The organism is Gracilimonas sp. (assembly GCF_014762685.1).
Lineage (GTDB): Bacteria > Bacteroidota > Rhodothermia > Balneolales > Balneolaceae > Gracilimonas.
This window is the reverse complement of sequence record NZ_JABURM010000006.1, coordinates 532,043-556,470: the sequence shown is the minus strand read 5'-3', so window position 1 is coordinate 556,470 and position 24,428 is coordinate 532,043. Positions and strand designations below refer to the sequence as shown.

The window sequence follows — 24,428 nt, the reverse complement described above, 5'->3', positions numbered from 1 at the left end:
GAATATTCATTTTGTAAAAACTTTATTCGGTTTTTTTAGTGCTAGAAATAATCAGTACGTTCAAAACGGCAAATCTTTTCTTTAAACCGCCTAAACCTTGAATTTCAACTTCTTACCAATGAAACAGCTTTCTCTCTTAGCACTAATTTTTTGTTTGGGAATATATTCGCCCACAAATGCACAGGAAACAATATCGAATTATCCTGTTGATGAAACACTCTATGAAACTTTAACATATCGAAATATTGGCCCTTTTCGTGGAGGCCGATCAACTACGGTTACTGGTATTCCGGGAGACATCTATACCTATTACATGGGTACAACCGGAGGTGGTGTTTGGAAAACAACTGACGGTGGTACAACATGGCATGTTATCTCTGATGGTTATTTTAATACCACAGGAATAGGTGACGTTACAGTAGCCCCTTCAGATAATAACATCATATACGTTGGAACAGGTGAAGGTCCCGTTCGCGGGGTTAAAACATCTCATGGTGATGGTGTATATAAATCAACCGATGCTGGTGAGACATGGACACATATTGGGCTGGAAGCTACTCGCCATATTAGTAGAGTTTTTATCCACCCAAAAAATCCCGATGTAGTATACGTAGCTGCACAAGGTAACCCCTGGGGACCAAATGAAGAACGAGGTATTTACTTAACCAAAGATGGTGGTGAAAACTGGGAGAAGATTCTATATGTGAATGAAAACTCAGGTATTGCTGATTTAAGTGTAGATCCATCCAATCCTGACATTATGATGGCTACTTCCTGGGATTTTAATCGAAAGCCATGGTATGTTCAAAGCGGCGGGCCGGGAAGTAAAGTTTGGAAAACAACTGATGCCGGTAAAACCTGGAAAGAAATAACCAAAGGGCTCCCGGAACTGAAAGGGAAAATGGGGATTTCTATATCACCTGCAAACCCAAAGATAGTTTATATGGCTATTGAAGCATTGGGCAAAGAAGGAGGAGTTTATCGCTCAGATGACGGTGGTGAAAGCTTTGTGCAGACATCAAATGACCCAACAACTTATGCTCGGGCTTGGTACTACATGCATATTGTGGCAGATCCATCTGATGAAGACGAACTATGGGTTTTAAACAGCTTCGCAATGAAGTCAATCGATGGCGGTAAAACATTTTCCGGAAGTATGTTTACTCATGTTGATCATCACGATATGTGGATCAACCCGGAAAATAGTGACAATATGATCAATGCCAATGATGGTGGTGGTGCAGTCACTTACAACGGTGGAGAAACATGGTCATCAATTAGGAACCAGCCTACCGGACAGTTTTACCGTGCAATAACTGATAATCAATATCCATACCGTGTTTATTCCGGACAGCAAGATAATAGCTCTATCGTAATTGATAGCAGAACATCTGATGGTGGAATTGGTGAGATGCATTGGAATATTATCCGTGCCGGTGAATCCTCCACTGTTGGATTTGACGCTGACAACCCTCGATTTATTTATTCTACCTATTTTGCCAGCAACTTCATTGAGTGGGATAGCGAAATTGATAATGTTAGAATGGTTAGACCCTACCCAGAACGAGTTAGTGGCGAACAACCTAAGAATTTAAAATATAGAGCCAATTGGAATGGACCCGTACTCGTTTCTCCACACAACCCCTCTGTAATCTATTATGGTTCTCAGTATGTGATGAAATCATCTGATAGGGGAGTAACCTGGGATGTAATAAGTAAAGATCTCACTAGAAATAATAAAGATCATCAAGGTAAAGGCGGAGGCCCAATTTCTAACGAACAAATTACTGCCGAAAGTTATAACAACCTTTTCAACATCGAAGAATCTCCAATTAAGGAAGGTGTTATTTGGGTAGGCTCTGATGACGGTTTAGTACATGTTTCTAAAAATGCAGGCGAAACATGGACGAATGTAACCCCGAAGGGTTTACCGGAAGCTATTATTAATGTTGTTGAGCCATCTCCTCATGACCCCGCTAGCGCTTACATCGCTGTGGCTGGATATAAAATGAATGATTTTACTCCTTATATATATAAAACCAATAACTATGGATCATCATGGGAAAAGATAGTAACTGGTATTCCGGGTAATACATTTGCTCGCTCAGTAAGAGAAGACCCTGACAGAAAAGGATTACTTTATGCGGGTACAGAAACCGGAGTTTTTGTTTCTTTTAACGATGGGGAAAACTGGCAACCTCTTCAGAATAACCTTCCGGAAGTGCCCATTACCGATCTTAGGGTTAAACGAAAAGATTTAGTGGTAGCCACTCAGGGACGTGCATTATGGATTTTAGATGATCTGACTCCATTACATCAGATTTCTGATGAGGTAGCAAATGCAGATTACTATCTATATAAGCCCCGTGACTTCAACACTGGGGTTTCCATTTCATATAGCGTAGATGTAGCTCCTGGCGAGAATGCTCCCTCTGACTTACAAATTACATATGTGCTTAATAAAGAAGTTGGTAAAGATGTTCCGATGTCATTGGAAATAATAGATAGTACAGGAAAAGTTGTTCATTCCGAAGCTTCTAATGAGCCTCCAACACAATGTGATTCTATGAAAAGACCACAACTAGAAAGAAGTTCAGGCGCTCATATTTACAGTTGGAATATGCGAGTTGGCATGTTCGATTGTATTAAAGAAGTTACAACTACCAGCCGTAATTTGAGCGCATATGATGCCGCACCCGGCAAGTATAAGGTGAAATTGAGTATCGGTGATTTCAGCCAAACTCAAGATTTTGAACTTAAAATTCACCCAAATATTCTCAAAAGTATTCCAAACGCTGCCTCTTCATTCGATGAACGCGATAAACTTTCTGCTTCTTTATTTGTGGCTGCAACCGAAATGGCTAAAGGTGTTCGCGACCTTCGTCAAGTACAACGCCAAATTGATTTTGCTTTAGATGTTTCAGAAAACAAAGAAGTAAAGGATAAGGGCGCTGCTTTAAACCAAACTATTGAAGATTGGATTGCAGAAATCTTACAAAAAGAGATGCGTACAGGGCAACACAATTACCAATTTGAAGCAAGACTACTACTTAAATACAAGGATTTCTTAAACCAAATGAGTAAAAATATTCCTGTTACAGCTGGCTCAAGGGATGTTACCAGAGATTACTTAAAAGAGTGGTCTGATCTAAAAATGAAACTTAATTCTATAAAAAATCAATCGGTGAAGAATTATAGTAGTTTATTAGTAAGCAATGGTTTGCCTGAAATCTATTGGCCTGAATAAGCTTATAATTTCTTGGACTACTAATTACAATTATTAAGGATTGGATCTCTTGAGGTCCGATCCTTTTTTATTTCAACAATGAAAGTGTTCTTGTCCTAGGTAGTATTTCAGGCTTAGAACGTGAATGAAAGAAAAAACCGGCGAGAATCCTTCCTAATATGATCATTGCCGGGTCTACCGTATTATTAGTTTCTTTGGGTAGATTTATAATTGTTGGCTTCAATCAGTTTTATCTGACCACACTGCAAATTCATTCCCACTGGGTTCAGTGAAATGAAACCGACGCCCTCCTGGAAAAGAGTACGTGGTTTTAACGATCTTACCACCGGCTTCTTCCACTTTCTTTTGCGTAGCCTCCAGATCCTTACTGTAAAAAATAATGAGCGCGCTTCCCGTTTCAGTAGTTCCTTTTTTATTGGATTTGAAAAATCCGCCGTTTATTCCTTCATTCGCAAAAGAACTGTACTCAGGACCATAGTCTGTGAACCCCCACCCGAATACCTTGGTAAAGAATTCTTTGGTAGCGTCCAGGGCACTGGCCGGAAATTCTACATAGTCTATTTTTTCGTGTTCTTGCATAGACACCTTCTTTTTTTAAAAATGTAACTAACCACATCATAAAGAACAATAGACATTAAACTAATAAACTAGCTATATTGTAATGTGTTACGAGACAAGAGACATTTATACTCAAATAATTTTTATAAAATGAATAACCATGAATACTGATAAAAAAGTTAAGCCGATTCATCCGGGAAAAATATTATTAGAGGAGTATTTAGAGCCCCTGAATATAAGTCAGCGTGAATTTGCTCGCCGAATTTCGGTATCACCTAATCGTGTAAATGAGATCGTTCGAGGAAGGCGTACTGTGACGGGAGACACTGCACTACGATTTTCAATAGCCCTCGGTACCAGCGCTGAGATGTGGCTTGGCTTACAAGCTCATTACGAACTTGGTAAGGCACGCAAAGAAATGACAGATGAGGTGAGAGAGAGCATTGTAAAGTTTGAAGGTGAGTTACAGTAGAATCAAAGTTTCAATCATAGGCTCCGCAGCAAAGTAGCGGAATCAAAATGAATACATAAAGATGAAGAAATCACGAATCTTCGTAAATGATCCTGTCCTTTGCCGCGCCCAAACCAATAACAAGCTGCAGAGCTGCAATGACCAACATGCTATAAAGCGGAATGCTCCAGCTATTAGTCAGATCGTGGATTAAGCCAAATAGAACAGGCCCGAAGGCGGCTATAAAGTAGCCGACAGACTGAGCCATCCCGGAAAGCCCGGTGGTTAGCTCGGGAGAATCAGCCCTTAACACCATGAATAGCAGCGCCAGACTGAAGTTCCCGCCCAAACCAAATCCCAATATTCCGGCCCATGTAGAAACCAAAAAAGTATCCGTAATCAAGATTCCTGTAATTCCAATAACTTCCATAGCTCCGGTGACCATTACAATTCTTCGCTGATCGCTAAACCTTCCTGCTATTACAGGAATTATCAGCGAACCTAGAATACCGGTTCCCTGGGAAATAGACAGCACCAGTCCTGCCTTAGTTGGTGTCATACCTCTGTCGATCAGAATCTCCGGTAGCCAGGCAAGAATAGCATAGAAAATGAGGGATTGCAGTCCCATAAAGAACGCGATTTGCCAGGCAATGGGTGAGGAGCTCAGCTTTTTGATCGCCGAAAAAATATGAATCGGATTTTTGGGGTTTGTTCGGTTTCTGAGTTGAGGGATCCAGAATAACATCCCAAGAAAGGCCAAAATAGCCCAACTTCCCAGCGAAAATTGCCAGTTAGTGGCGTGGGCCAAGGGCACACTTACTCCGGCGCCCAACGTAGCCCCGACTCCCATTACCCCGGAATACATACTTGTCATCAATCCCGATCGCTCCGGGAAATCTCTTTTTACGATGGAGGGCATCAGCACATTCATGATAGCGATTCCGATCCCTACAAATAGAGTTCCCATATATAAAGCCGGAATATTTACAAAAGACCGGACAACTGTACCAACAGTTAAAATGAAAAGGGCAGCTCCCAAGGTGACTTCCAGCCCAAATCGTTGCGTAAAATACAGCGTAAAACCGGACAAAGCAGCAAAACAGATCAGGGGAAGGGTGGTGATCAACCCGATCATACTATAGGAAAGCCCCAAAGCATTTTGGATAAATTCGGTGAGCGGCCCCACACTCGACAACGGCGAACGCATAGACAATGCAATGAATACGATACCGAGAATCAGGATATAGCGTTTTTTAGAATCGGGACTGATGAAGGGGCCTCTTGCTTGAATATGTGATCTTATTGATGTGAAATATCGAGGCCAAATATACGGATGTTAGGATAATTTTTTTGAGGGGTCTTCTTGTCTTGGAGGTCTTGTCTGTTAGGAAAAAGAGATAGAGAAAGTGTCCGGTGGGACACGGTAATCAATTAGTCCCACTATGGGAACCAGAGGTTCCCTCAGGCAACAAGCTAAACAAGTTGTCGGCTCTTAAATTATTTTCAATCAACCTTTGTGTTTTAGTGCTTTTGTGCCCAACCTCATTTGCAGAATATGACCTAAAATTTATCAAATCCTGACTTCTTCCCCGCCCCGCTTTGAATTCACTGCCCACTTGACTAATTTCAGTTCGTGAAAATTTCTGCCACATATCGGTTTATCGCCTCGGTACTCAGTTTGAGTATCCTGATTGGGGTTTCTGTACCTATGGGACTTCATGCCATGTCGGAGGAAGTATGTGATGAGATGCAGGAAATGCATCATCCCATGCAACCAATGAGCCAACATGCGGAAGATTGCCCCATGAACGGCCAACCTGCTGAGAAACCGGAACACCAACATCACCCCAAAACGGATAAAACCCACCACAAAGCCCACGATCTTGGTTTTGCCTGTGCCTGTTCCTTAGAGGAAGCGCCGGTTAAGACCGAAGCAAAAGCTCAGCTTAAAACCAAAGTTCCGGTATTGCGCGTAGTGCAGGTCCTGGCGGAAATTCACACCGATGAATCCGAAGCCCATGCTTTTCAAATCCCGGTTTCGGATGCTTATTCACCCCCGCCTATCTATCTCCTTAACGAGACTTTTCTCAAATAGGGATTGGCATACCTAATTGAGTCAGTTGCCTTACCACTGACTATCCTCCCTGCAAAATCAACAAGTTGATTTTCCGGTCCCTCCAGCGGGACACAGGTTTCTTGCCACTTTCAAAGCATTATTTCGAATTCAAAAATCAGAATTCAGCAAGAACCTATCTCTCTTTGGAGAGAGACCGGAATGTGAACTCGTTCACATTGCAAAGAGAGGAAAACTAAGGGCAACCAAGCTTAATCCAACACTTTGGAACCAGAGATTCCCGCATGCATTCCGAACGAGACTTTCGGAACGAGCCCTAAGAGTAATAAATACCATCAACCAATTCCTAATAACCAAATCATGCTAAACAAAACCATCCGGTTTTTCCTGGAAAACAAACTTGTGGCTGTACTGCTTTTGCTAGTCCTGACAGGTTGGGGGCTGTCCGTAACCCCCTTTAACTGGAATCTGGACTTCCTGCCCCGTGACCCCGTTCCGGTAGATGCCATCCCCGATCTCGGTGAGAACCAGCAGATTGTGTATACCGAGTGGGAAGGTCAGTCACCACAGGACATTGAAGACCAGATTTCCTATCCGCTGACTACACAGTTACTGACTGTACCCGGTGTAAAAACTGTCCGGAGTTCTTCCATGACCGGCGTCTCCAACATATATGTGATTTTTGAAGAGAATGTGGAGTTTTATTGGAGCCGCTCCCGGATTTTGGAGAAGATAAACTCTCTACCCGCAGGCACTTTGCCTCAAGCCGCAAAACCTGCTTTGGGCCCGGATGCCACCGCACTGGGTCAAATATTTTGGTATACGCTTGAAGGCAGAGATAAAGACGGTAATCCAGCGGGGGGATGGGATCCGCAAGAGTTGCGCTCCCTTCAGGATTTTTATGTCAAATACGGACTTTCCGGCGCACAGGGGGTCGCTGAGGTCGCTTCCATTGGTGGCTATGTGAAAGAGTACCAGGTCGATGTTGATCCCAATAAACTAAAAACCTATGAGGTCACCTTGCCGGAAGTCATTGATGCCGTGCGAAAAGCCAACGCCGAAACCGGGGCGCGTACTATAGAAATGAACAATGCCGAATATTTGGTGCGTGGTTTGGGCTACATTGAAAACCTGGAAGACCTGGAGACGGCTGTAGTAAAAGTGATAGATAATACTCCCATCCGTATTCAGGATATTGGTTTTGTGAGCATGGGACCAGCTCCGCGCAGAGGTGCGCTGGATAAAGCCGGAGCCGAGGCCGTGGGTGGCGTGGTGGTAGCCCGGCAGGGAGCGAACCCCCAACAGGTTATCGATAATGTGAAAGCACAAATCGAAGAGATATCAGCCGGGTTGCCTTCTAAAACCCTGGATGATGGCATCGAATCTAAAGTTACCATTGTGCCTTTTTATGATCGATCCACACTGATTGGTGAAACTTTGGGTACCTTGGAAGAAGCCCTCTCCCTCCAAATCCTGATTACCATTATTGTGATCATCATTATGGTGATGAACCTGAGGACTTCAGTTTTGATCTCCGCCATGCTGCCCATTGCCGTACTCATGACTTTTATAGCCATGAAATACTTCGGCGTGGACGCCAACATCGTGGCGCTTTCAGGAATTGCCATTGCCATCGGAACCATTGTAGATATGGGGGTGATTCTCTCCGAGAATATGCTCCGGCATATGGAGGAAATGGAAGAAAATGAATCACTGCTGGAGGTGATTTACAACGCCACGGTTGAAGTAGCCGGGGCCATCTTAACGGCTATCACCACCACTATTGTGAGTTTCCTTCCCGTCTTCACCATGATTGCCGCCGAAGGTAAACTCTTTAAGCCGCTAGCCTACACCAAGACTTTTGCACTGATTGCCTCCATTATCATCACAATCACACTGATTCCACCATTTGCTCACTGGTTTTTCGGACTGAAAATTAACAACCGTAAGCTCAAACTGGGCTGGAATGGATTGTTAGTTATTGGCGGGGTGATAACAATCTTCACCATTTCAAGCTGGGGTGGATTTTTGATTTTAGGTTTTGGCCTCATCAATGGTGCCGGATTCTTTTTGGATGAAAATTATCAACGACAAATTCCGTTGCTGAATAATGTCCTCTCAGTTGTGGTTGTTACCTGGCTTTTGACGGTATATTGGCTGCCGTTTGGCCCGTCCGTTTCTTTCGCCGGCAACTTGTTTTTTATCGTGATATTGATTGCCCTGATCTTAGCCGCCTTCTGGCTCATCATCAAATATTATCAATCCATCATTGGGTGGTGCCTCGACCATAAAAAAGCCTTCCTCGCCATCCCATCCGCATTTATGTTGTTTGGGGTAATGATCTGGCTGGGTTTTGCCACTACCTTCGGTTTTGTAGCCAAGAGTTTTGATATAATCGGGGTGGATGTCCGCGAAACTTCTGTTTGGGTCTCTGCTTCTGAAACTTTCCCTGGACTGGGTGAGGAATTTATGCCCGCTCTCGATGAAGGCGCCTTCCTTCTCATGCCCACAACCATGCCGCACGCCGGAGTGGAAGAAGCGGAAGACGTGATGCGTAAAATTGATATGGCTGTAAATGCCATCCCCGAAGTGGAAATGGTCGTTGGGAAAATGGGCCGAACCGAATCTGCCCTCGATCCGGCCCCGGTTTCCATGTTTGAAAATGTCATCATCTACAAATCGGAATACAAAACCGATGAAAATGGAAGGCGGGTTAGATTTAAGGTCGATGATACGGGCGAGTTTGTGGAAGATGAAAATGCCGAACTCATTCCCGATCCCGACGGCGAATATTACCGTCAATGGAGAGATCACATTCAATCACCGGATGATATTTGGAATGAAATTATTTCCGTTTCCCGGATTCCCGGAACCACTTCCGCTCCCAAACTTCAACCCATAGAAACACGTCTCATTATGCTGCAATCAGGAATGAGAGCACCGATGGGCGTAAAAGTGAAGGGAGATGATTTAAATGAAATTGAAAGTTTCGGCTTGGAACTGGAAGAAGTGCTTCGTAAAACAGAGGGCGTCAAGGCCTCTTCCGTTTTTGCCGAGCGCATTGTTGGGAAACCATACCTGGAAGTGGATTGGGATCGGGAGCAACTGGCCCGCTACGGACTTTCTGTTCAGGATGCACAACAGTTCATGTCGATGGGTGTGGGCGGAATGGCCGTGTCTACATCCGTAGAAGGACGCGAACGCTATCCTATCCGTGTGCGATTTGCACGGGAGTTGAGGAGTGACCCCGAGGCGTTGGGAGAGCTCTTGGTTCCGACTAAGACCGGAACCGAAGTACCACTGGCTCAACTTGCTGAAATCAAATACCGACAGGGTCCACAGGCTATTAAAAGTGAAGACACCTTCCTGGTAGGCTATGTGATTTTTGACAAAGTGGACGGCTACGCCGAAGTGGAAGTAGTAGAAAATGCCCGGCGTGAAATTCAGGATAATGTGGATTCCGGAATTCTAACGATCCCGTCCGGCATCAACTTTGAGTTTGCGGGAAATTATGAAAATCAGGTGCGAGCTGAAAAGCGGCTGAGTATCATTCTTCCAATTGCATTGGCCATCATTTTTCTGATTATGTACTTCCAGTTCCGTTCGGTGAGCACTACCGCCATGATCTTCAGCAGCATTTTTGTGGCGTGGGCAGGCGGTTTTCTGCTCGTATGGCTGTACGGACAAGGCTGGTTCCTGAATTTCGATGTGTTTGGCCAAAACCTGCGCGACCTCTTCCAGATGGGAACCGTAAACTTGAGTGTAGCCGTGTGGGTCGGCTTCATTGCCTTATTTGGAATCGCAGCTGATGGAGGAGTGGTAATGGCCACTTATCTCGATCAGCTTTTCGATCGGATCAAACCAAAAACATCGGCAGAACTGAGAGATGTAGTGATTGAAGCAAGTACCCGAAGAATCCGTCCTACACTGATGACGACGGCCACTACCATCCTAGCCTTGCTGCCTGTCCTAACCTCTAGCGGGCGCGGTGCGGATATCATGGTCCCGATGGCGATCCCCAGTGTAGGCGGGATGTTTTTGCAGGTTGTCACCCTGCTGGTCATCCCGGTACTGTATTACATGTGGAAAGAATTTAAAATGAAACGGAGTTTGAAATGAGAGAAGAATATCGAACAAGGAACATCGAACATCCAACTTTGAACGAGCACGAAAAAAAGCCCTCCGCTAACTTTGCGAAACCTTTGCGTTCTCTGCGGTTAATAACAATGGTGATTTTTATTTTATTGCCCATCACGGCAACCGCGCAAATAATCACCCAATACCAACAGGAAGCCGCCGAAAACAATCCGGAAGTGAGAGCAAAATATCAACAGTACTTATCGGCTCTGGAAGAAAATCCTATTATGGGAACCTTGCCCGATCCGGAAGTTTCATTTTCCTATTTCATAAAGCCCATCGAGACAAGAGTGGGGCCGCAGCAAGGACGGATCTCCGTTTCTCAAATGCTGCCGTGGTTTGGCTCTCTGAAGGATCAGCGATCAGCTTCTGACCTGCGGGCAAAAGCAGCATTTGAATCTTTTCAGGAAAGCAGAAACAGATTGTTTTATCAGGTTGAACAGACTCTTTTAGAGCTTTTTGAATTGGATGAAAGCATTCGCATTGCCGAAGAAAATCAAATGATCCTAAATTCCCTGGTGGAATTAAGTCTGTCTCGTTATGAAACCGATCGTGCTACCCAAGTAGATGTTCTGCGAGCCCAAATTGAAGAGGAAGATCTCAATATACAGATTGAACTGTTGAAGGATAATCGGGAGGTATTGCTTCAGCGAATGAATGAGTTATTGAACCGTATTGAGGGATCTAAGATCATACTGCCGGATTCTTTGGGAGAAACTGAAATCAAATCCCGAGAAGAACTCATGGTTCAAATTCGGCAACAAAACCCGAATTTAAACCGACTTCGATATCAAGAAGCCTCTTCAAAGGAAATGAAATCACTGGCTCAAAAGCAGAACAGACCGAGCATCAAACTTGGAGTGGATTACATCTTTACCGGTGAAACCGATATGCCGAACGTAGCTAACAGCGGAGAAGATGCGCTCATGGTCATGGCCGGATTTAGAGTGCCCCTATTCGGGAAAAAGAATAACGCCAAAGTGCAGCAGGCTGAACGAAATATTCAGGATTCTCAATATCAGATCTCATCCCGAGAAAATTCACTGCAAACCGAATTGGATGCATCCCTCCGGGACTACGAAGATGCCCAAAGACGATTCAATCTCTACAACGAAAAACAAATTCAGCGCATTACCCAAGCCATCGACATCATGATGGAATCCTATTCCTCAGACAGCTCCGAATTTGAAGAGATCCTGCGGATGCAACGTAAACAACTGGAATATCAACTCAAACGCATTCAAGCCCGAACAGAACAACACAAAGCAGCGGCTTTTATCAATTATCTGACTGGAAAACACAATCTCACTACTCAATACTCGAAACCATGAAAACTAAAAACACACTTATTTACACCGGACTTATTCTTGGCGGACTCTTCCTCGGATACCTGTTCTTTGGAGGCCAATCCGAACCACAATCAATGGATGAACACATAGCGGAAACTCACACCGATGAGGAAGGAAACATCGTGTACACGTGCAGTATGCATCCCCAGGTGCGTGAAAATGAGCCCGGCGATTGCCCAATTTGTGGAATGGAATTAATTCCCGTTGAAGAGCTTGAGGAAGATAACGGCTCAACCCAAAACCCAAATACCCTCAGAATTTCCCGGGCCGCAATGGCTTTGGCTGATATTCAGACTTCCGAAGTACGACTGGAAACCCCGGTTCAAGAAACCCGGCTTCCCGGGAAAGTTGTAGTGAATCAAAATCTGGTTTCCAATATTACCGCACATTTTCCGGGTCGTGTTCGGGAGCTGTACGTAGATTATTCCGGAGACTTCGTCAGGGAAGGGCAGCGACTAGCTTCCATTTATTCCCCGGAGCTTATCACCGCCCAGAGGGAACTGCTGGAAACTGCTCGATTCAAAGAGCAAAATCCGCGGTTGTATGAGTCGGCAAGGCGAAAGCTCATGCTTTGGGAATTCCCGGAAGAAACCATAGATCAGATCGAACGATCCGGTGAAGTTATGGAAGAGCTGGATTTCTTTGCCCCGGTTTCAGGCTATGTATCGGAAATCAGCATTACCAGAGAAGATCATATCAACGAGGGGATGGTGATGTATCGCATTGCGGATCTTTCGGAAGTTTGGATCGAGTTTGAGGCGTATGAATCTGCTATCGGCGGACTTTCGAAAGGAGATAGAGTGAAGTTCCGGATTTCATCCTTAGGTGGGCAAACATTTAACGGGGAAGTGGATTTCATTGAACCATTCCTGAATGCTGGTTCACGCACCGTCAAAGTCCGTGTTACCACTGATAATCCCGATGATCGAATGAAGCCGGGCATGTTTGCGGAAGGAGTGATCTCATCCGGTTCAACCCAAACAGAAAAACTTTTGGTGCCACGATCAGCCGTTATGTGGACCGGCAAGCGTTCCATCGTCTTTGTGGATGTTTCCGGCGGTGATAACCCCGCATTTGAAGCCCGAGAGGTAGTGTTGGGAGGCAGATCCGGCAATGATTATGTGATCGAAGACGGGCTGCAACAAGGCGAGCTCGTAGTTACCAACGGCACCTTCAAAGTGGATGCCGCTGCTCAGCTCTCCGATAAACTCAGCATGATGAACCGCGAGCCAGGAACCGGAGTCAATCAGGGAGCTCACAACCACGGTGATATGGAGATGGATGATTCTGAGATAGATCAAACTGAAGATCATTCCGAACATCAAATGCAGGAAGATCTGGAAGTACTCGTTCCGGAGTACCTGAAACTGCGGGAAGCTTTAGCCAGCGATGATTTTGATTCAGCCCAGGAACATATTACCGTGTTTTCCGAAGAATATTTCAGTGACATTGAGGAACTGCGAGCTGAGTTTAAGTCTATTTCAGAAATGTTGATTACACGGGTTGAGAAAGAAGGATATGAAGGAACCTTATTCAAACAATACTGCCCGATGTTTGACGGCGGAAGTTCCTGGATAAGTGATAAGGAAGATATTGAGAATCCATTTTATGGATCTCAGATGCACAACTGTGGAGAAACTGTTGAACAAATGAATTGACTTTTCAACCCGAAAAAGGAGGCATTATGAAATTAGTAAAGGCATACATACGACCCATATTACTCGAAGATGTATATAAGGCACTTCGGGCTGAAGGCCATTGTTGCATTACCGTATTCAGAGGTGAAGGAGCGGGACAATATACGGATCCGAATCATGCTCATGGTTCTTTGGAGTTCCCGGCCCTGCATTCTAAAGTTGTAAAAGTAGAAATAGCTGCAGTGGACAAAAACATTGAACCTATCATTGACATCATTCAACAGACCGCCTCCACAGGTTCACGAGGTGATGGGATCATATTTGTCATTCCTATAGAAAATATGACAAGGATCAGGGATGGTAAGCAGGGTGCTGAAGTGATAGAATAGCAAAATCTTTCATTAATCGACAAATATGAATCAATATCGTGTAAGATAAAGCAATTAATAAATAGTATACTAAATACAATAATAATAACTAAATAAATAGAGTCATGAGAAAGATAAAAGCAATAATCCTGTTACTGTTGATCAGTTTTGGGTTTTCACTAACAGTCGCAGCACAACAACAAAATATGGAACAGAAGAAGCAACAAATGATGACCATGATGCAGGACTCATCCATGCAATCCATGGTGATGGATCACATGCTGAAGGATCCGAAAATGCGTGTTAAGATGATGCAAAGAATGATGAGTTCGAAAGACATGGATCACTCCGCTATGATGGAAAATATGAACTCCATGATGAACAACCCTGAAATGAAAGAACGCATGAAAAAGCACATGGATATGATGCAGTCTATGATGGATGGTGAAATGGATCATTCCAAGATGATGAACATGATGGACGATTCCTCAATCATGAAAATGCACATGATGTGTATGCAAATGATGCTGGGAGGCATGATGGATTCCGATATGAAGATGAAATCAGATTCCACCAACAGTAACAAAATAAAAGGACATCACTAATGATGATATGGAAGCTAAGAGGTCGCCTCTATTTTTTAACACTAAAGCTTTAGATACTATGCATGATTTTCATTTTTTCGGAGGAGGCTGGATGATGTTTTTCTGGTGGTTTTTAATAATTGCATTGATCGTAATTATCGTGAAGGCGTTCTTCAGTTCAACTAAGCAAAATTCAAATAATGAATCTCCACTTGAAATCCTTAAACGAAGATATGCAAATGGTGAAATTGATAAGGAAGAGTTCGAGGAGCGAAAAAAGGAATTGCTCTAACTATTTGTCTATACCCAATTACTTTAAACTTAAATAAACAAACATGGACCTATTTATTACGCCCGATTGGGCTCCAAACATCCACCCACTACTGGTACACTTTCCTATTGCACTGTTAGTGGTTGCAGCATTAGGAAATCTTGTCACCTTTTTTGTCCCGGACAAATGGTGGGATGAAACCAAAAATACAATCCTGTATGTAGCAGGAACATTACTTACCGGTGTTACTTATTATAGTGGAACCGTAGCCGCAGATACTGTTTTTCTTCCAACTGAAGCCCAATCAGTACTCAGTGAACATGCCGACTGGGCGGAATATCTTCTATGGTTCTTTGTTCTCTACTCAATATTAAGGATTGCCTTTCACTGGTTTGATCTTTTTGAAAAGAAAAGCTTTAAGATCATTTCTTTCATAACGGTTTTACCGGGATTGTTTATGGTATATGAGACCGCGGAATACGGCGGGAAAATGGTCTTCGGTTACGGAACCGGAACCGGTCAACTTTTGCAACAGGAAGAACCTGAATCATCCGTACCAATGGATAGTACTTCAAACATCTCATCTTTTGTAACTAAAGAGAATGGAAACTGGACCTGGGACATAAACTCAAATTCAGTCAGTGATCTAATCGCTAATTTTCACTGGGTGGAGGGTTCTGTTCAAGACTTAAACCCGGCAACAATTTCAGCGGAATCTCCACTACTTCGCCTTGAGGCCTCAGAACAAGCAAACCTGTTTGTGACCCATGACTCTTTCCAAGATGTACAAATCGATTATTATCTCAACTTAGATGATTTAGATGGAAAAGTAGAGCTTATACATCATTTACAGAATGCGAATAATTACGATTTTGTATCCCTGAGTTCAGATGGAAGCATCCGCCAAGGAAGAATCCAAAATGGCGACGAAATCATATTTCAAGAAGGTACATTTAAAATCAATGGAGAATTATTCCTGCGTGTTGTTGGAGACGGAACTCATTTTCGGGGTTATGTGAACCGTGAAATGAAAGTACACGGCCACGGTGATGCCCCGGAAAGTGGAAATGTGGGACTAAAGCTACAGGGAAGTGGCACAGTACTGCTCTCTCAAATTGAAATGACTCAACTCTAAACAAAAAAAACAACCCTATGAAATCACTTATAAAGATAACCGGTATACTTTTTTTGCTCTCCGGAACTTTAATGGCTCAAACGAACCAGACAAAAACAAACGTATTAAACGCGTTAGGAGATTTTAAAACAGCGATCATAGATAATGACTCTGAAACCGCCAGCAATTTATTAGCTGATGATGCCTTGATACTGGAAGGAAGCGGAATGGAGACGAAAGAGGAATACCTCTCCCATCACTTTCACTCTGATGGCAGGTTCCTGAAGGCTATGAATCGTGAGATCCTTACCCAAAAAGTTACAACTGAGGGTGCTGCTGCCTGGGTAAGCACCGTGAGTACCATGAAGGGAACGTATTCTGAAAGAGAAATGGACCTGACCTCGCTTGAACTTGCCGTATTGAGAAAAGATGGGGACCATTGGAAAATTACAGCCATTCATTGGTCATCCCGATAAGCAACAAACGACCATTAATTTAAGCGGAACTTAAAATGGACCACCAACACAACCATGATAGTCACAATGATCATGACCATAGGATGGATCACAAGCACGAAAATGGTGACCATGGTAGCCACTCCCACCACGAGCACCACAAGCAGATGGTGCAGGATTTCAAATGGCGCTTTTGGTGGGTGCTTGGGCTGACCATTCCAATTATGTCACTTTCCCCAATGATCCAGGATTTTCTGGGCGTGGACTGGAGATTTACGGCCGACAAATGGATACTCGCCGCTCTTTCTACCTTGGTTTATTTCTTTGGGGGATGGCCGTTCCTAACCGGCTTAGTAGATGAGTTAAAGAAAAAGCAGCCGGGCATGATGACACTTATCGGCCTCGCGATCTCCATAGCTTATCTCTACAGCACAGCCGTGGTTTTTGGTTTTGAAGGTGACCTGCTGTATTGGGAACTTTCAACTCTGGTTGGGATTATGCTTCTGGGGCACTGGATAGAAATGCGTTCCGTAATGAGTGCTTCGTCGGCATTGGAAGAATTGGCTGAGCTATTACCCGGCGAGGCGCATCGCGTGAACGAAGACGGCTCAACTGAAGATGTTCCCATTGACGAATTGAAGCAGGGTGACAAGATTCTTATCAAACCCGGAGAAAAAGTTCCTGCTGATGGTATTGTTGTGAAGGGGGAGTCAAGTGTGAACGAAGCCATGCTTACCGGCGAATCTAAACCCATTAACAAAGCTAAAGACGATGAAGTGATCGGCGGCTCAGTAAACGAAAAAGGCTCCATCACAATTGAAATTTCGAAGACAGGTGATGAGTCCTTCCTATCTCAGGTTATGAACCTGGTAGAAGAAGCACAACAGAGTAAATCACGAACTCAGGATCTAGCGAATCGAGCCGCTTTTTGGCTGACCATTGTAGCGATCACAGCCGGACTGATCACCTTTGGAGCGTGGATATTCTTTACCGGACAAAGTTTTGATTTTGCCATGAACCGAACCGTAGCAGTAATGGTGATCACCTGTCCGCATGCTTTGGGGTTAGCGATTCCACTCGTAGTTTCAAGATCCACCAGTATTGCTGCTACCAATGGATTTTTGATCCGCGACCGCGCTGCTTTTGAACAGGCCCGCAATCTGGATGCCGTCATCTTTGACAAAACAGGAACGCTTACAGAAGGAACCTTCACTGTAACTGATATCCTAAATTTCGGAGATGACTTTTCCGATGATGATATTCTGAAATACGCGGCTTCGTTGGAGAAAAACTCCGAACATCCACTAGCCAAGGGTATTTTAGAGAAAGCTGAGGAAACCTGGGAGCCCGATGAATTCAACTCCATCACCGGCAAAGGAATCGAAGGCACAGTGAATGGAAAATCGATCAAAGTAGTAAGTCCGGGTTATATCCGTAAAGAAGAAATGGACTATCCGGAAGATGATGTTGAAGGGCTTTCATCCCAGGGAAAAACGGTGGTTTTTGTGATCATTGAAAATGAGTTGGCAGGAGCCATTGCTTTGGGAGATAAAATTCGTGAATCCTCTAAAAACGCCATCAAAGCACTGCATGATATGGGTATCGAGTGCATTATGCTTACCGGTGACAATCAGCAAACCGCCGATTACGTGGCCAAAGAATTAGGTATCGATCAGGTTTTTGCCGAAGTGCTCCCGAATGAAAAAGCCGATAAAGTGAAGGAAGTTCAGGGGCAAGGAAAGTTTGTTGCCATGACCGGAGATGGAGTGAATGATGCTCCCGCCCTCGCCCAAGCCGATGTCGGCATTGCCATCGGGGCCGGCTCCGATGTAGCTGTTGAAACCGGGGATATCGTTTTGGTAAAGAATAATCCTGAGGATGTTACTGCACTTATTAAACTCTCGAAATCTACCTATCGAAAAATGGTGCAGAACCTGTGGTGGGCTTCAGGGTATAACATCGGAGCCATCCCCCTGGCCGCAGGTGTTTTATTTACCTGGGGCATTATTTTGAGTCCGGCCGTAGGCGCAATCTTGATGTCTTTAAGTACGGTGATCGTTGCCATCAACGCCCGTTTTCTGAAGATGGAGGAAGAATAGTTCTGAGTTCTGAGTTCTGAGTTCTGAGTTCTGAGTTCTGAGTAACAACATTCAATTTTTAAAAATAAACACACTAATTAAACTGACGATGAAATCAATACTAACACTGACACTATTATCCCTTATCAGCTTTACAGCTATTGCTCAGCATGAAGATCATGCCAATCACCAACAAGAACAACATCAGCATGCAGATCATCTTGAAACATTGATCCTGCATTATCTGGAGGCCAAGAATGCTTTGGTTCACGATAATTTTGTATCCGCTAAAGAACATCTCCAGAAATTTTTGGAAGAAGTGCATAGCAGCGGAGAAATGAATGAGCATAAAGAACATGCTGAAAAACACGCAGATCATCATTCAGAAATGCTTGCTGCCGTACAGGAAGCTTTTGATTCGGAAGATATTAAAGCCTTGCGATCCGCATTCAAAAAGATCTCAGGTGAACTTATTACAGCTGTTCAAAATCAGGGATATGAAGGAAAGTTGTTCAAGCAATACTGCCCGATGTTTGAAGGTGGAAGCAGCTGGCTTAGCACCGAAGAGGAAGTTGAAAATCCATTTTTTGGACAGGCCATGCACAGTTGTGGAGACTCCTCTGAATTGATCAACAAAGATTCAGATGAAAGTTAAAACCTCTTCAACAATATCCTGTCCGTTGTGTGGGAATCAAGCTTCGGAAACAATGCCGGAAGATTCCTGCCAGTACTTTTGGGAATGTCCGGGTTGTGGAGAAATCATTAAACCGAAACAGGGAGATTGCTGTGTTTTCTGTTCTTATGGAGATATTGATTGCCCGCCTGTTCAACAAGATAAATCATGTTGTTAATTAATTTATCTGCACCTTTGATAACCTTTTAATTTAATAGATTAATTTTTTCTTTAATTGCTCATTCATATATGGAATCTTTCGTATATGAAATAATAGCCTCACTCAATCTTTACAGTTCTTTTGTATACTTTTTGTTAAACACAAAAACGGCAGCGTAACACATGGTTCCATTTGAAGTTATAAAGGCTACAGGTGAAAGAGAGACTTTTCAGCTATCCAAACTAAAACACTCATTGAGTAATGCAGGAGCTCAGTCAGATGTTATGAATTCTGTGATCAAAGACTTGGAAGATACTGGCTTATTTACAGACGGTATATCTACCCAAAAAATTTACCGGGAAGCCTACCGGCTGCTAAAGCAGAAATCTATCCGAATTGCAGGGCGGTATAAGTTAAAAGAAGCTTTGCTTGAACTGGGGCCTTCAGGTTATCCATTTGAAATTCTGATCTCAGAAATCTTCAAAAAGCTTGGATACGCAACACACGTGGGTAGTTTAATTAAAGGAGAATGTGTTTCTCACGAAATTGATGTGCTCGCCGAGAAGGATAATGAATATTTAATGATGGAGTGTAAATTTCACAACAGACAAAATCATCACTGTAATGTTACCATTCCCCTTTATGTGAGATCCCGTTTTGTAGATGTTAAGAATGCGTGGGTCAAACAGCCTGAGCTCCAATATAAAAACCATGCGGGGTGGGTAGTTACTAACACACGGTTTACTACCGATGCCTCAGATTATGCAAATTGTATTGGACTCAAGTTATTGAGCTGGAGTTTTCCAAAGAACAACGGTCTGAAAGACCTGATCGGTAGAACCGGACTTCATCCCATAACCTGTTTATCAGTTATTGATAAATCTGAAAAACAGCTTCTTTTGAAAAACGACATTGTATTGGTCAGACAGATTCGTAATAATATGCAGGTCCTCACCCGGCTTGGTTTTGATAAACCGCGGGCAGAGCGCATTCATAAGGAAGCAACTGAAATTTTAACCATAACATGAGCTGATCATGAGCAAATCCATTAAGATCCATTTTTTAGGAGCTTCAGGGACAGTCACTGGTTCCAAATACCTTATTGAAACTCCTGAAAAAAATCTAATGATAGATTGCGGGATGTTTCAGGGAATAAAAAAGCTGCGGGAATTAAACTGGCAACAGCTTCCTGTTAAAGCTTCAACAGTTGATCTTGTTTTATTAACGCATGGTCACCTTGATCATAGTGGATTTCTTCCACGACTCGTTAAAATGGGATTTAATGGTTCAATTTGGGGAACAGCTCCAACCCTCGACATAGCTGAGATCATATTGCGAGACAGCGCCAAAATTCAGGAAGAAGATGCTGAAAGAGCCAACAAAGACGGGTACTCCAAACACGACCCGGCCGAACCTCTTTACAATACGGATGATGCTGAAAAGGCCATAAGCCGATTTCAAAAACGGGAAGAAGCCGAGTGGATTGCGGTTGACAACAACACTAGAGTTCGATTTCAATACAACGGACATATTATAGGAGCTACTTTCATTGAGATAGACATCTACGGAAAACGATTTGTGTTTTCAGGGGATATTGGCCGGCCTAACGATGCATTGCTTAGGGCTCCCAAGAAGCCTAAAAGTGCTGATATACTGTTCATAGAATCAACCTACGGAAACAGGAAACACATTGAAGAAGATACTTTAGGAAAACTTAAGCAGCTCATTGATGAGACTATTCAAAAAGGCGGAACACTCATCATCCCGAGCTTTGCCGTTGAACGCGCTCAGTTGCTGATGTATCTGATCTGGCAGCTTCACAAAAAGAACCTCATCCCTGCGTCACTTCCTGTTATTTTGGATAGCCCTATGGGAGCCCGGGCCCTGAGTACTTTTAACAAATATCCGGAATGGCATAAATTAACTGAAAAAGATTCTGCTGATATGAAGGACCGCGTTCACATCGTGGAATCTTTTAAGGAAACCTGGAAGATTATAGATGATTCAAGGCCAAAGGTTATCATCGCCGGAAGCGGTATGGTGACGGGTGGCCGGGTTCTCACCTACCTTCAGAAGTATATTGGCAGAGAGGAAACCACTGTACTTTTAGCCGGCTTCCAGGCTGAAGGCACACGAGGGCGCCAGCTGTTAGACGGGGCTGAAGAGATCAAATTCTATGGAAAATATCATCAGGTCAAAGCCTGTATCGATATCCTCCACGGCCTTTCGGCTCACGCAGATCAAACAGAATTGCTGGACTGGGTTTCTGATATCAAGAAAATGCCCGAACATGTTCTCCTGATTCATGGCGAACCTCAAAGCCTGGACATGATGCGCGTTAAGTTGAAGGATACCTACAACTGGAGCGCCCACATACCTGAGTTATATGAGATTGCTGACATTCAACTTTAACGAAACCGGCACATGATTTTTTACACTTTCTATTCCTTTTGGTTCAAAACTCTCACTTAATTATAATGATGTATAACTTAAAACCAATCTAAGATCTCTATGAAAGAAAAGATCCTGCAATACTCAACCGATGAGCTGAAAGTTACCTGGGATAAAGAACGATGTATTCATGCTGCCGAATGTGTGCGGGGATTACCGGGTGTATTTGATCCAAAGCGAAAACCATGGATAAAACCGGAACTGGCCTCAGCAGATGAGTTGACCGAAGTGATTGAACGCTGTCCGACCGGAGCATTGCACTACGAGCTTAAAAGCTCCGATAAAACGGAAACACCACCCGGGCAAAATATTATTACCATTGAAAAGGACGGACCAATTTACATTCATGGAGAGGTGGTTGTTAAGGATATGGATGAAAATATAGTACTAAAAGATACCCGCATGGCTCTGTGCAGGTGCGGGCAGTCCAAAAACAAACCATTGTGTGATAACTCCCACATCTCTGCCAATTTTAAAGCTGATACTTCTTACAATGCTGAGCGCTTAAGAGTTGAACCAGTGCAGGGCAAAGGAGGAGAATTATCTGTTAAGCTAATTGATAACGCACCTTTTGTGGTAGAGGGAAATTATGACTTAGTGGGCGAAGCCACGGGCCGAGAAACCTGCAGCAAGAAGATGAGTTTTTGCAGATGCGGCGGTTCAGAGACGAAGCCATTTTGTGACGGTACCCATAAGAAGATCGGCTTTGTTTCTGATTAATTAGGGCTATTCGTTATTGGTGGAATCGTTAATCCTCTATTTGTTAACTTCATAGATACTATTTTCCCAATAACGAATAACCATTAACGAGTTTACGAAATGTCTAATCCGAAGATTATTATTGCCATTGCCGCCATCCTGTTAGCTCTTGCCGTAGCCGCCGGAGCTTTTGGTGCTCATGCCCTGAAAAATATACTGTGTACTGAGCGTCTGGAAACCTGGCAAACCGCCGTTCAATACCATGCATGGCATGCCCTGGGGTTGATGTTGATCGCCCTGATCGGAGTTCAATTTGACCTCGTTATTACCTGGCCGGCTTCTCTTATTTTAACAGGAATTGTGATTTTTTCCGGAAGCCTGTATACACTCTGTTTATCGGGTATTGGCTGGCTTGGTGCCATTACCCCATTTGGCGGGATTGCTTTTATAGCCGGTTGGGTTTTGTTGGGAATACAAGTTTTAAAAAGTAACGGGTAAACAATTTTTTCTTCATCGCATAGTTTTTATAACAAATTCAATGCCATGAAAAACCTTTGCTGCTACTTATTGCCGACTTTCCTTTTTTTAATAGCAGGATGTGATTCTTCCTATGAAGAAACCGTAATTGCTACACCCCAACCACCCGAGCTGGAAATATTGAATGACACGGATAAACCAGTTTTTTATTTTGTTATTGAAACAGAAGATAGCTATCTGATAGATTTAGCTGATCCATGTGAAAACTTTCAACCGAATCTTCACCCTAAAAGCACAATCGCAATTCCTTATGACCAGATTTCCGGTATGGACAAGAATGCTGATTCTGTTTGGTTTATGTGGACAGACTGTCAGGGAGAATCAGAATTCATGACTATTAAGCTATATTAGCTGATCACTCAAACTTAAAAAAATGAAAACCCTGTATTTTTTAATACTTACAATCTACTTTTTTTTGTTTAGCACTATTAATTCATATGCTCAGAATGAAGTGCTTCGCGAGCAAAATTCACTTTATGGAATCTCCGAATTTGGGGTAGTTGTGAATGTGGAAAAACCTGAAAGTCTGGATAACGTCTCTATTCCTGTTGATAGCGTTAGAAGTCTGATGCTTAAAGAGCTAAACAGTCTTCCTGTTACTATTTTAGAATATGAGACACTTCAGCAATCCGATCAGCTTCCAATTCTTTATCTGCACATCAATATTATGGAAGGAATGGCCGAAACCCTTGCCTTTACTGCACAACTCATGTTCTATCAACCGGCCAAGCTACCACTGAACAATGACGTTCGGACCATGGCCTCTACCTGGCATGATAGCTTTATAGGAGTGATTACACCTGATCTAGCAAACTACATCACTTCACGATCGTCCCGCCTTTCCGCCAACTTTCGTATCGATTATGAAAGCGTAAACTGAACCATGCATATAGAAGCCTTTTACAACTACTGTCTTTCCCTGCCCGGTACCGCTGAGGATTTTCCTTTTGATGAACAAACCCTGGTTTTTAAAGTAATGGGAAAAATGTTCGCCCTTACTGATGTTGATGAATTCGAGAGCATTAACCTGAAGTGCGATCCTATAAAGGCACTAGAACTGAGAGCCGAATATGAAGAAATTAAGCCTGGATATCATATGAACAAAAAACACTGGAACTCGGTGGATACAACAGGATCTCTAGAAGATGACTTCATCCTTGAGCTTATAAAACACTCTTATGACTTGGTGGTCGCCAAGCTTCCCCCAAAAAACCGCGCTACACTAGCCAGATAAGATCCTGTTTATTTTAACATTACTTACTATTTTTAAATATTATTTATTGGGTACAAATCGGCCCATCATCTTCTTAAAAAATCTCCAGAAAAACTTAAACTGGCCAAAAAGAGCAGCATAGGTCAATAATAGAATGTTGTAAATAGGAAAAATGGTTATCAGCCACATAATTGTTTTATACCAAAACGGATCTGAGGCCTCAATACCTAAAAGCGGAAAAATGAAACGTCTTGCAAAAAGTGCCGTAAAGCCTGTCAAAGAAAACACAAAAAGTATAATAATGATCTGCCAGTTGCTCTCAATATCCCAACGGGCTTTCAATTTTTTGAATATTTGCATGAAATAAAATTT

24 protein-coding genes are annotated in these 24,428 nt (G+C 43.2%); 21 read left to right on the top strand and 3 right to left on the bottom strand.

Annotated elements, in window-relative coordinates; translation table 11 throughout:
• Window positions 1-154 precede the first annotated feature (154 nt).
• Window positions 155-3,247, top strand: coding sequence for a glycosyl hydrolase (locus tag HUJ22_RS12040; RefSeq protein ID WP_290877865.1), 3,093 nt, complete (start codon window positions 155-157; stop codon window positions 3,245-3,247).
• 219 nt (window positions 3,248-3,466) lie between these two features.
• On the opposite strand, the gene HUJ22_RS12035 is transcribed toward HUJ22_RS12040, so the two are convergent.
• A complete protein-coding gene (locus tag HUJ22_RS12035) occupies window positions 3,467-3,826 on the bottom strand; it encodes a VOC family protein (RefSeq protein ID WP_290877862.1) in 360 nt (119 codons plus the stop codon).
• A gap of 139 nt (window positions 3,827-3,965) precedes the next feature.
• Here HUJ22_RS12035 and HUJ22_RS12030 point away from each other — a divergent pair, with 139 nt between their 5' ends.
• Window positions 3,966-4,277: a HigA family addiction module antitoxin gene (locus tag HUJ22_RS12030; RefSeq protein WP_290877859.1), complete on the top strand. Its 312-nt coding sequence runs from the start codon at window positions 3,966-3,968 to the stop codon at window positions 4,275-4,277.
• A 70-nt stretch (window positions 4,278-4,347) separates the two neighbouring features.
• Here the strand turns inward: HUJ22_RS12030 and HUJ22_RS12025 are convergent, their stop codons facing one another.
• A complete protein-coding gene (locus HUJ22_RS12025; RefSeq protein WP_366871091.1) occupies window positions 4,348-5,463 on the bottom strand; it encodes an MFS transporter in 1,116 nt (371 codons plus the stop codon).
• A 426-nt stretch (window positions 5,464-5,889) separates the two neighbouring features.
• Between HUJ22_RS12025 and HUJ22_RS12020 the strand changes: the two genes are divergently transcribed.
• The 19 genes from HUJ22_RS12020 (at window position 5,890) to HUJ22_RS11935 (ending at window position 24,077) form a co-directional block, all read left to right on the top strand.
• Window positions 5,890-6,351, top strand: a complete 462-nt coding sequence (locus HUJ22_RS12020; protein ID WP_290877856.1) for a hypothetical protein — start codon at window positions 5,890-5,892, stop codon at window positions 6,349-6,351.
• Window positions 6,352-6,690: 339 nt separating this feature from the next.
• Window positions 6,691-10,449, top strand: a complete 3,759-nt coding sequence (locus HUJ22_RS12015; protein ID WP_290877853.1) for an efflux RND transporter permease subunit — start codon at window positions 6,691-6,693, stop codon at window positions 10,447-10,449.
• Window positions 10,446-11,798 (top strand): TolC family protein, encoded by a 1,353-nt coding sequence (locus HUJ22_RS12010; protein ID WP_290877850.1) that lies wholly within the window; start codon window positions 10,446-10,448, stop codon window positions 11,796-11,798. Before HUJ22_RS12015 ends, HUJ22_RS12010 begins: the two co-directional genes overlap by 4 nt.
• Complete coding sequence (locus tag HUJ22_RS12005; protein ID WP_290877848.1) at window positions 11,795-13,474, top strand: efflux RND transporter periplasmic adaptor subunit; 1,680 nt, start codon at window positions 11,795-11,797, stop codon at window positions 13,472-13,474. The genes HUJ22_RS12010 and HUJ22_RS12005 overlap by 4 nt, the downstream gene beginning before the upstream one ends.
• A gap of 26 nt (window positions 13,475-13,500) precedes the next feature.
• On the top strand, window positions 13,501-13,842 hold the full coding sequence (locus HUJ22_RS12000; protein WP_290877846.1) for a P-II family nitrogen regulator: 342 nt from the start codon (window positions 13,501-13,503) through the stop codon (window positions 13,840-13,842).
• 104 nt (window positions 13,843-13,946) lie between these two features.
• A complete protein-coding gene (locus tag HUJ22_RS11995; RefSeq protein ID WP_290877844.1) occupies window positions 13,947-14,426 on the top strand; it encodes a hypothetical protein in 480 nt (159 codons plus the stop codon).
• Between the two features lie 58 nt (window positions 14,427-14,484).
• Entirely contained in the window at window positions 14,485-14,697 is a 213-nt protein-coding gene (locus HUJ22_RS11990) for an SHOCT domain-containing protein (protein ID WP_290877841.1), read from the top strand.
• 43 nt (window positions 14,698-14,740) lie between these two features.
• Entirely contained in the window at window positions 14,741-15,811 is a 1,071-nt protein-coding gene (locus tag HUJ22_RS11985) for a DUF2231 domain-containing protein (RefSeq protein WP_290877840.1), read from the top strand.
• 17 nt (window positions 15,812-15,828) lie between these two features.
• Entirely contained in the window at window positions 15,829-16,266 is a 438-nt protein-coding gene (locus tag HUJ22_RS11980; RefSeq protein WP_290877837.1) for a nuclear transport factor 2 family protein, read from the top strand.
• A 35-nt stretch (window positions 16,267-16,301) separates the two neighbouring features.
• Entirely contained in the window at window positions 16,302-18,344 is a 2,043-nt protein-coding gene (locus tag HUJ22_RS11975) for a heavy metal translocating P-type ATPase (protein WP_290877835.1), read from the top strand.
• An 88-nt stretch (window positions 18,345-18,432) separates the two neighbouring features.
• The gene (locus tag HUJ22_RS11970) at window positions 18,433-18,978 is read left to right on the top strand and encodes a DUF3347 domain-containing protein (protein WP_290877833.1); all 546 of its coding nucleotides are present in this window, start codon (window positions 18,433-18,435) and stop codon (window positions 18,976-18,978) included.
• On the top strand, window positions 18,968-19,174 hold the full coding sequence (locus tag HUJ22_RS14975) for a GDCCVxC domain-containing (seleno)protein (protein ID WP_366871090.1): 207 nt from the start codon (window positions 18,968-18,970) through the stop codon (window positions 19,172-19,174). The genes HUJ22_RS11970 and HUJ22_RS14975 overlap by 11 nt, the downstream gene beginning before the upstream one ends.
• A 164-nt stretch (window positions 19,175-19,338) precedes the next feature.
• Window positions 19,339-20,184: a restriction endonuclease gene (locus HUJ22_RS11965; protein WP_290877830.1), complete on the top strand. Its 846-nt coding sequence runs from the start codon at window positions 19,339-19,341 to the stop codon at window positions 20,182-20,184.
• Window positions 20,185-20,191: 7 nt separating this feature from the next.
• On the top strand, window positions 20,192-21,568 hold the full coding sequence (locus tag HUJ22_RS11960; protein ID WP_290877829.1) for an MBL fold metallo-hydrolase: 1,377 nt from the start codon (window positions 20,192-20,194) through the stop codon (window positions 21,566-21,568).
• A gap of 99 nt (window positions 21,569-21,667) precedes the next feature.
• The gene (locus HUJ22_RS11955) at window positions 21,668-22,327 is read left to right on the top strand and encodes a CDGSH iron-sulfur domain-containing protein (protein ID WP_290877827.1); all 660 of its coding nucleotides are present in this window, start codon (window positions 21,668-21,670) and stop codon (window positions 22,325-22,327) included.
• A 99-nt stretch (window positions 22,328-22,426) separates the two neighbouring features.
• A complete protein-coding gene (locus tag HUJ22_RS11950) occupies window positions 22,427-22,804 on the top strand; it encodes a DUF423 domain-containing protein (protein WP_290877825.1) in 378 nt (125 codons plus the stop codon).
• 45 nt (window positions 22,805-22,849) lie between these two features.
• A complete protein-coding gene (locus tag HUJ22_RS11945) occupies window positions 22,850-23,194 on the top strand; it encodes a hypothetical protein (protein WP_290877822.1) in 345 nt (114 codons plus the stop codon).
• 22 nt (window positions 23,195-23,216) lie between these two features.
• Complete coding sequence (locus tag HUJ22_RS11940; RefSeq protein WP_290877820.1) at window positions 23,217-23,723, top strand: hypothetical protein; 507 nt, start codon at window positions 23,217-23,219, stop codon at window positions 23,721-23,723.
• A gap of 3 nt (window positions 23,724-23,726) precedes the next feature.
• Window positions 23,727-24,077, top strand: coding sequence for an MmcQ/YjbR family DNA-binding protein (locus tag HUJ22_RS11935; RefSeq protein ID WP_290877817.1), 351 nt, complete (start codon window positions 23,727-23,729; stop codon window positions 24,075-24,077).
• A gap of 39 nt (window positions 24,078-24,116) precedes the next feature.
• Here HUJ22_RS11935 and HUJ22_RS11930 read toward each other — a convergent pair whose 3' ends face one another.
• On the bottom strand, window positions 24,117-24,416 hold the full coding sequence (locus HUJ22_RS11930; protein WP_290877814.1) for a DUF6787 family protein: 300 nt from the start codon (window positions 24,414-24,416) through the stop codon (window positions 24,117-24,119).
• Window positions 24,417-24,428 lie beyond the last annotated feature (12 nt).

Excerpts from the sequence above, each read along its gene's own strand:
- HUJ22_RS12035 (WP_290877862.1), bottom strand. The coding sequence starts at position 3,826 with ATGCAAGAACACGAAAAAATAGACTATGTAGAATTTCCGGCCAGTGCC.
- HUJ22_RS12030 (WP_290877859.1), top strand. The coding sequence starts at position 3,966 with ATGAATACTGATAAAAAAGTTAAGCCGATTCATCCGGGAAAAATATTA.
- HUJ22_RS12025 (WP_366871091.1), bottom strand. The coding sequence starts at position 5,463 with ATGCGTTCGCCGTTGTCGAGTGTGGGGCCGCTCACCGAATTTATCCAA.
- HUJ22_RS12015 (WP_290877853.1), top strand. The coding sequence starts at position 6,691 with ATGCTAAACAAAACCATCCGGTTTTTCCTGGAAAACAAACTTGTGGCT.
- HUJ22_RS12010 (WP_290877850.1), top strand. The coding sequence starts at position 10,446 with ATGAGAGAAGAATATCGAACAAGGAACATCGAACATCCAACTTTGAAC.
- HUJ22_RS12005 (WP_290877848.1), top strand. The coding sequence starts at position 11,795 with ATGAAAACTAAAAACACACTTATTTACACCGGACTTATTCTTGGCGGA.
- HUJ22_RS12000 (WP_290877846.1), top strand. The coding sequence starts at position 13,501 with ATGAAATTAGTAAAGGCATACATACGACCCATATTACTCGAAGATGTA.
- HUJ22_RS11995 (WP_290877844.1), top strand. The coding sequence starts at position 13,947 with ATGAGAAAGATAAAAGCAATAATCCTGTTACTGTTGATCAGTTTTGGG.
- HUJ22_RS11990 (WP_290877841.1), top strand. The coding sequence starts at position 14,485 with ATGCATGATTTTCATTTTTTCGGAGGAGGCTGGATGATGTTTTTCTGG.
- HUJ22_RS11985 (WP_290877840.1), top strand. The coding sequence starts at position 14,741 with ATGGACCTATTTATTACGCCCGATTGGGCTCCAAACATCCACCCACTA.
- HUJ22_RS11980 (WP_290877837.1), top strand. The coding sequence starts at position 15,829 with ATGAAATCACTTATAAAGATAACCGGTATACTTTTTTTGCTCTCCGGA.
- HUJ22_RS11975 (WP_290877835.1), top strand. The coding sequence starts at position 16,302 with ATGGACCACCAACACAACCATGATAGTCACAATGATCATGACCATAGG.
- HUJ22_RS11970 (WP_290877833.1), top strand. The coding sequence starts at position 18,433 with ATGAAATCAATACTAACACTGACACTATTATCCCTTATCAGCTTTACA.
- HUJ22_RS14975 (WP_366871090.1), top strand. The coding sequence starts at position 18,968 with ATGAAAGTTAAAACCTCTTCAACAATATCCTGTCCGTTGTGTGGGAAT.
- HUJ22_RS11965 (WP_290877830.1), top strand. The coding sequence starts at position 19,339 with ATGGTTCCATTTGAAGTTATAAAGGCTACAGGTGAAAGAGAGACTTTT.
- HUJ22_RS11960 (WP_290877829.1), top strand. The coding sequence starts at position 20,192 with ATGAGCAAATCCATTAAGATCCATTTTTTAGGAGCTTCAGGGACAGTC.
- HUJ22_RS11955 (WP_290877827.1), top strand. The coding sequence starts at position 21,668 with ATGAAAGAAAAGATCCTGCAATACTCAACCGATGAGCTGAAAGTTACC.
- HUJ22_RS11950 (WP_290877825.1), top strand. The coding sequence starts at position 22,427 with ATGTCTAATCCGAAGATTATTATTGCCATTGCCGCCATCCTGTTAGCT.
- HUJ22_RS11945 (WP_290877822.1), top strand. The coding sequence starts at position 22,850 with ATGAAAAACCTTTGCTGCTACTTATTGCCGACTTTCCTTTTTTTAATA.
- HUJ22_RS11940 (WP_290877820.1), top strand. The coding sequence starts at position 23,217 with ATGAAAACCCTGTATTTTTTAATACTTACAATCTACTTTTTTTTGTTT.
- HUJ22_RS11935 (WP_290877817.1), top strand. The coding sequence starts at position 23,727 with ATGCATATAGAAGCCTTTTACAACTACTGTCTTTCCCTGCCCGGTACC.
- HUJ22_RS11930 (WP_290877814.1), bottom strand. The coding sequence starts at position 24,416 with ATGCAAATATTCAAAAAATTGAAAGCCCGTTGGGATATTGAGAGCAAC.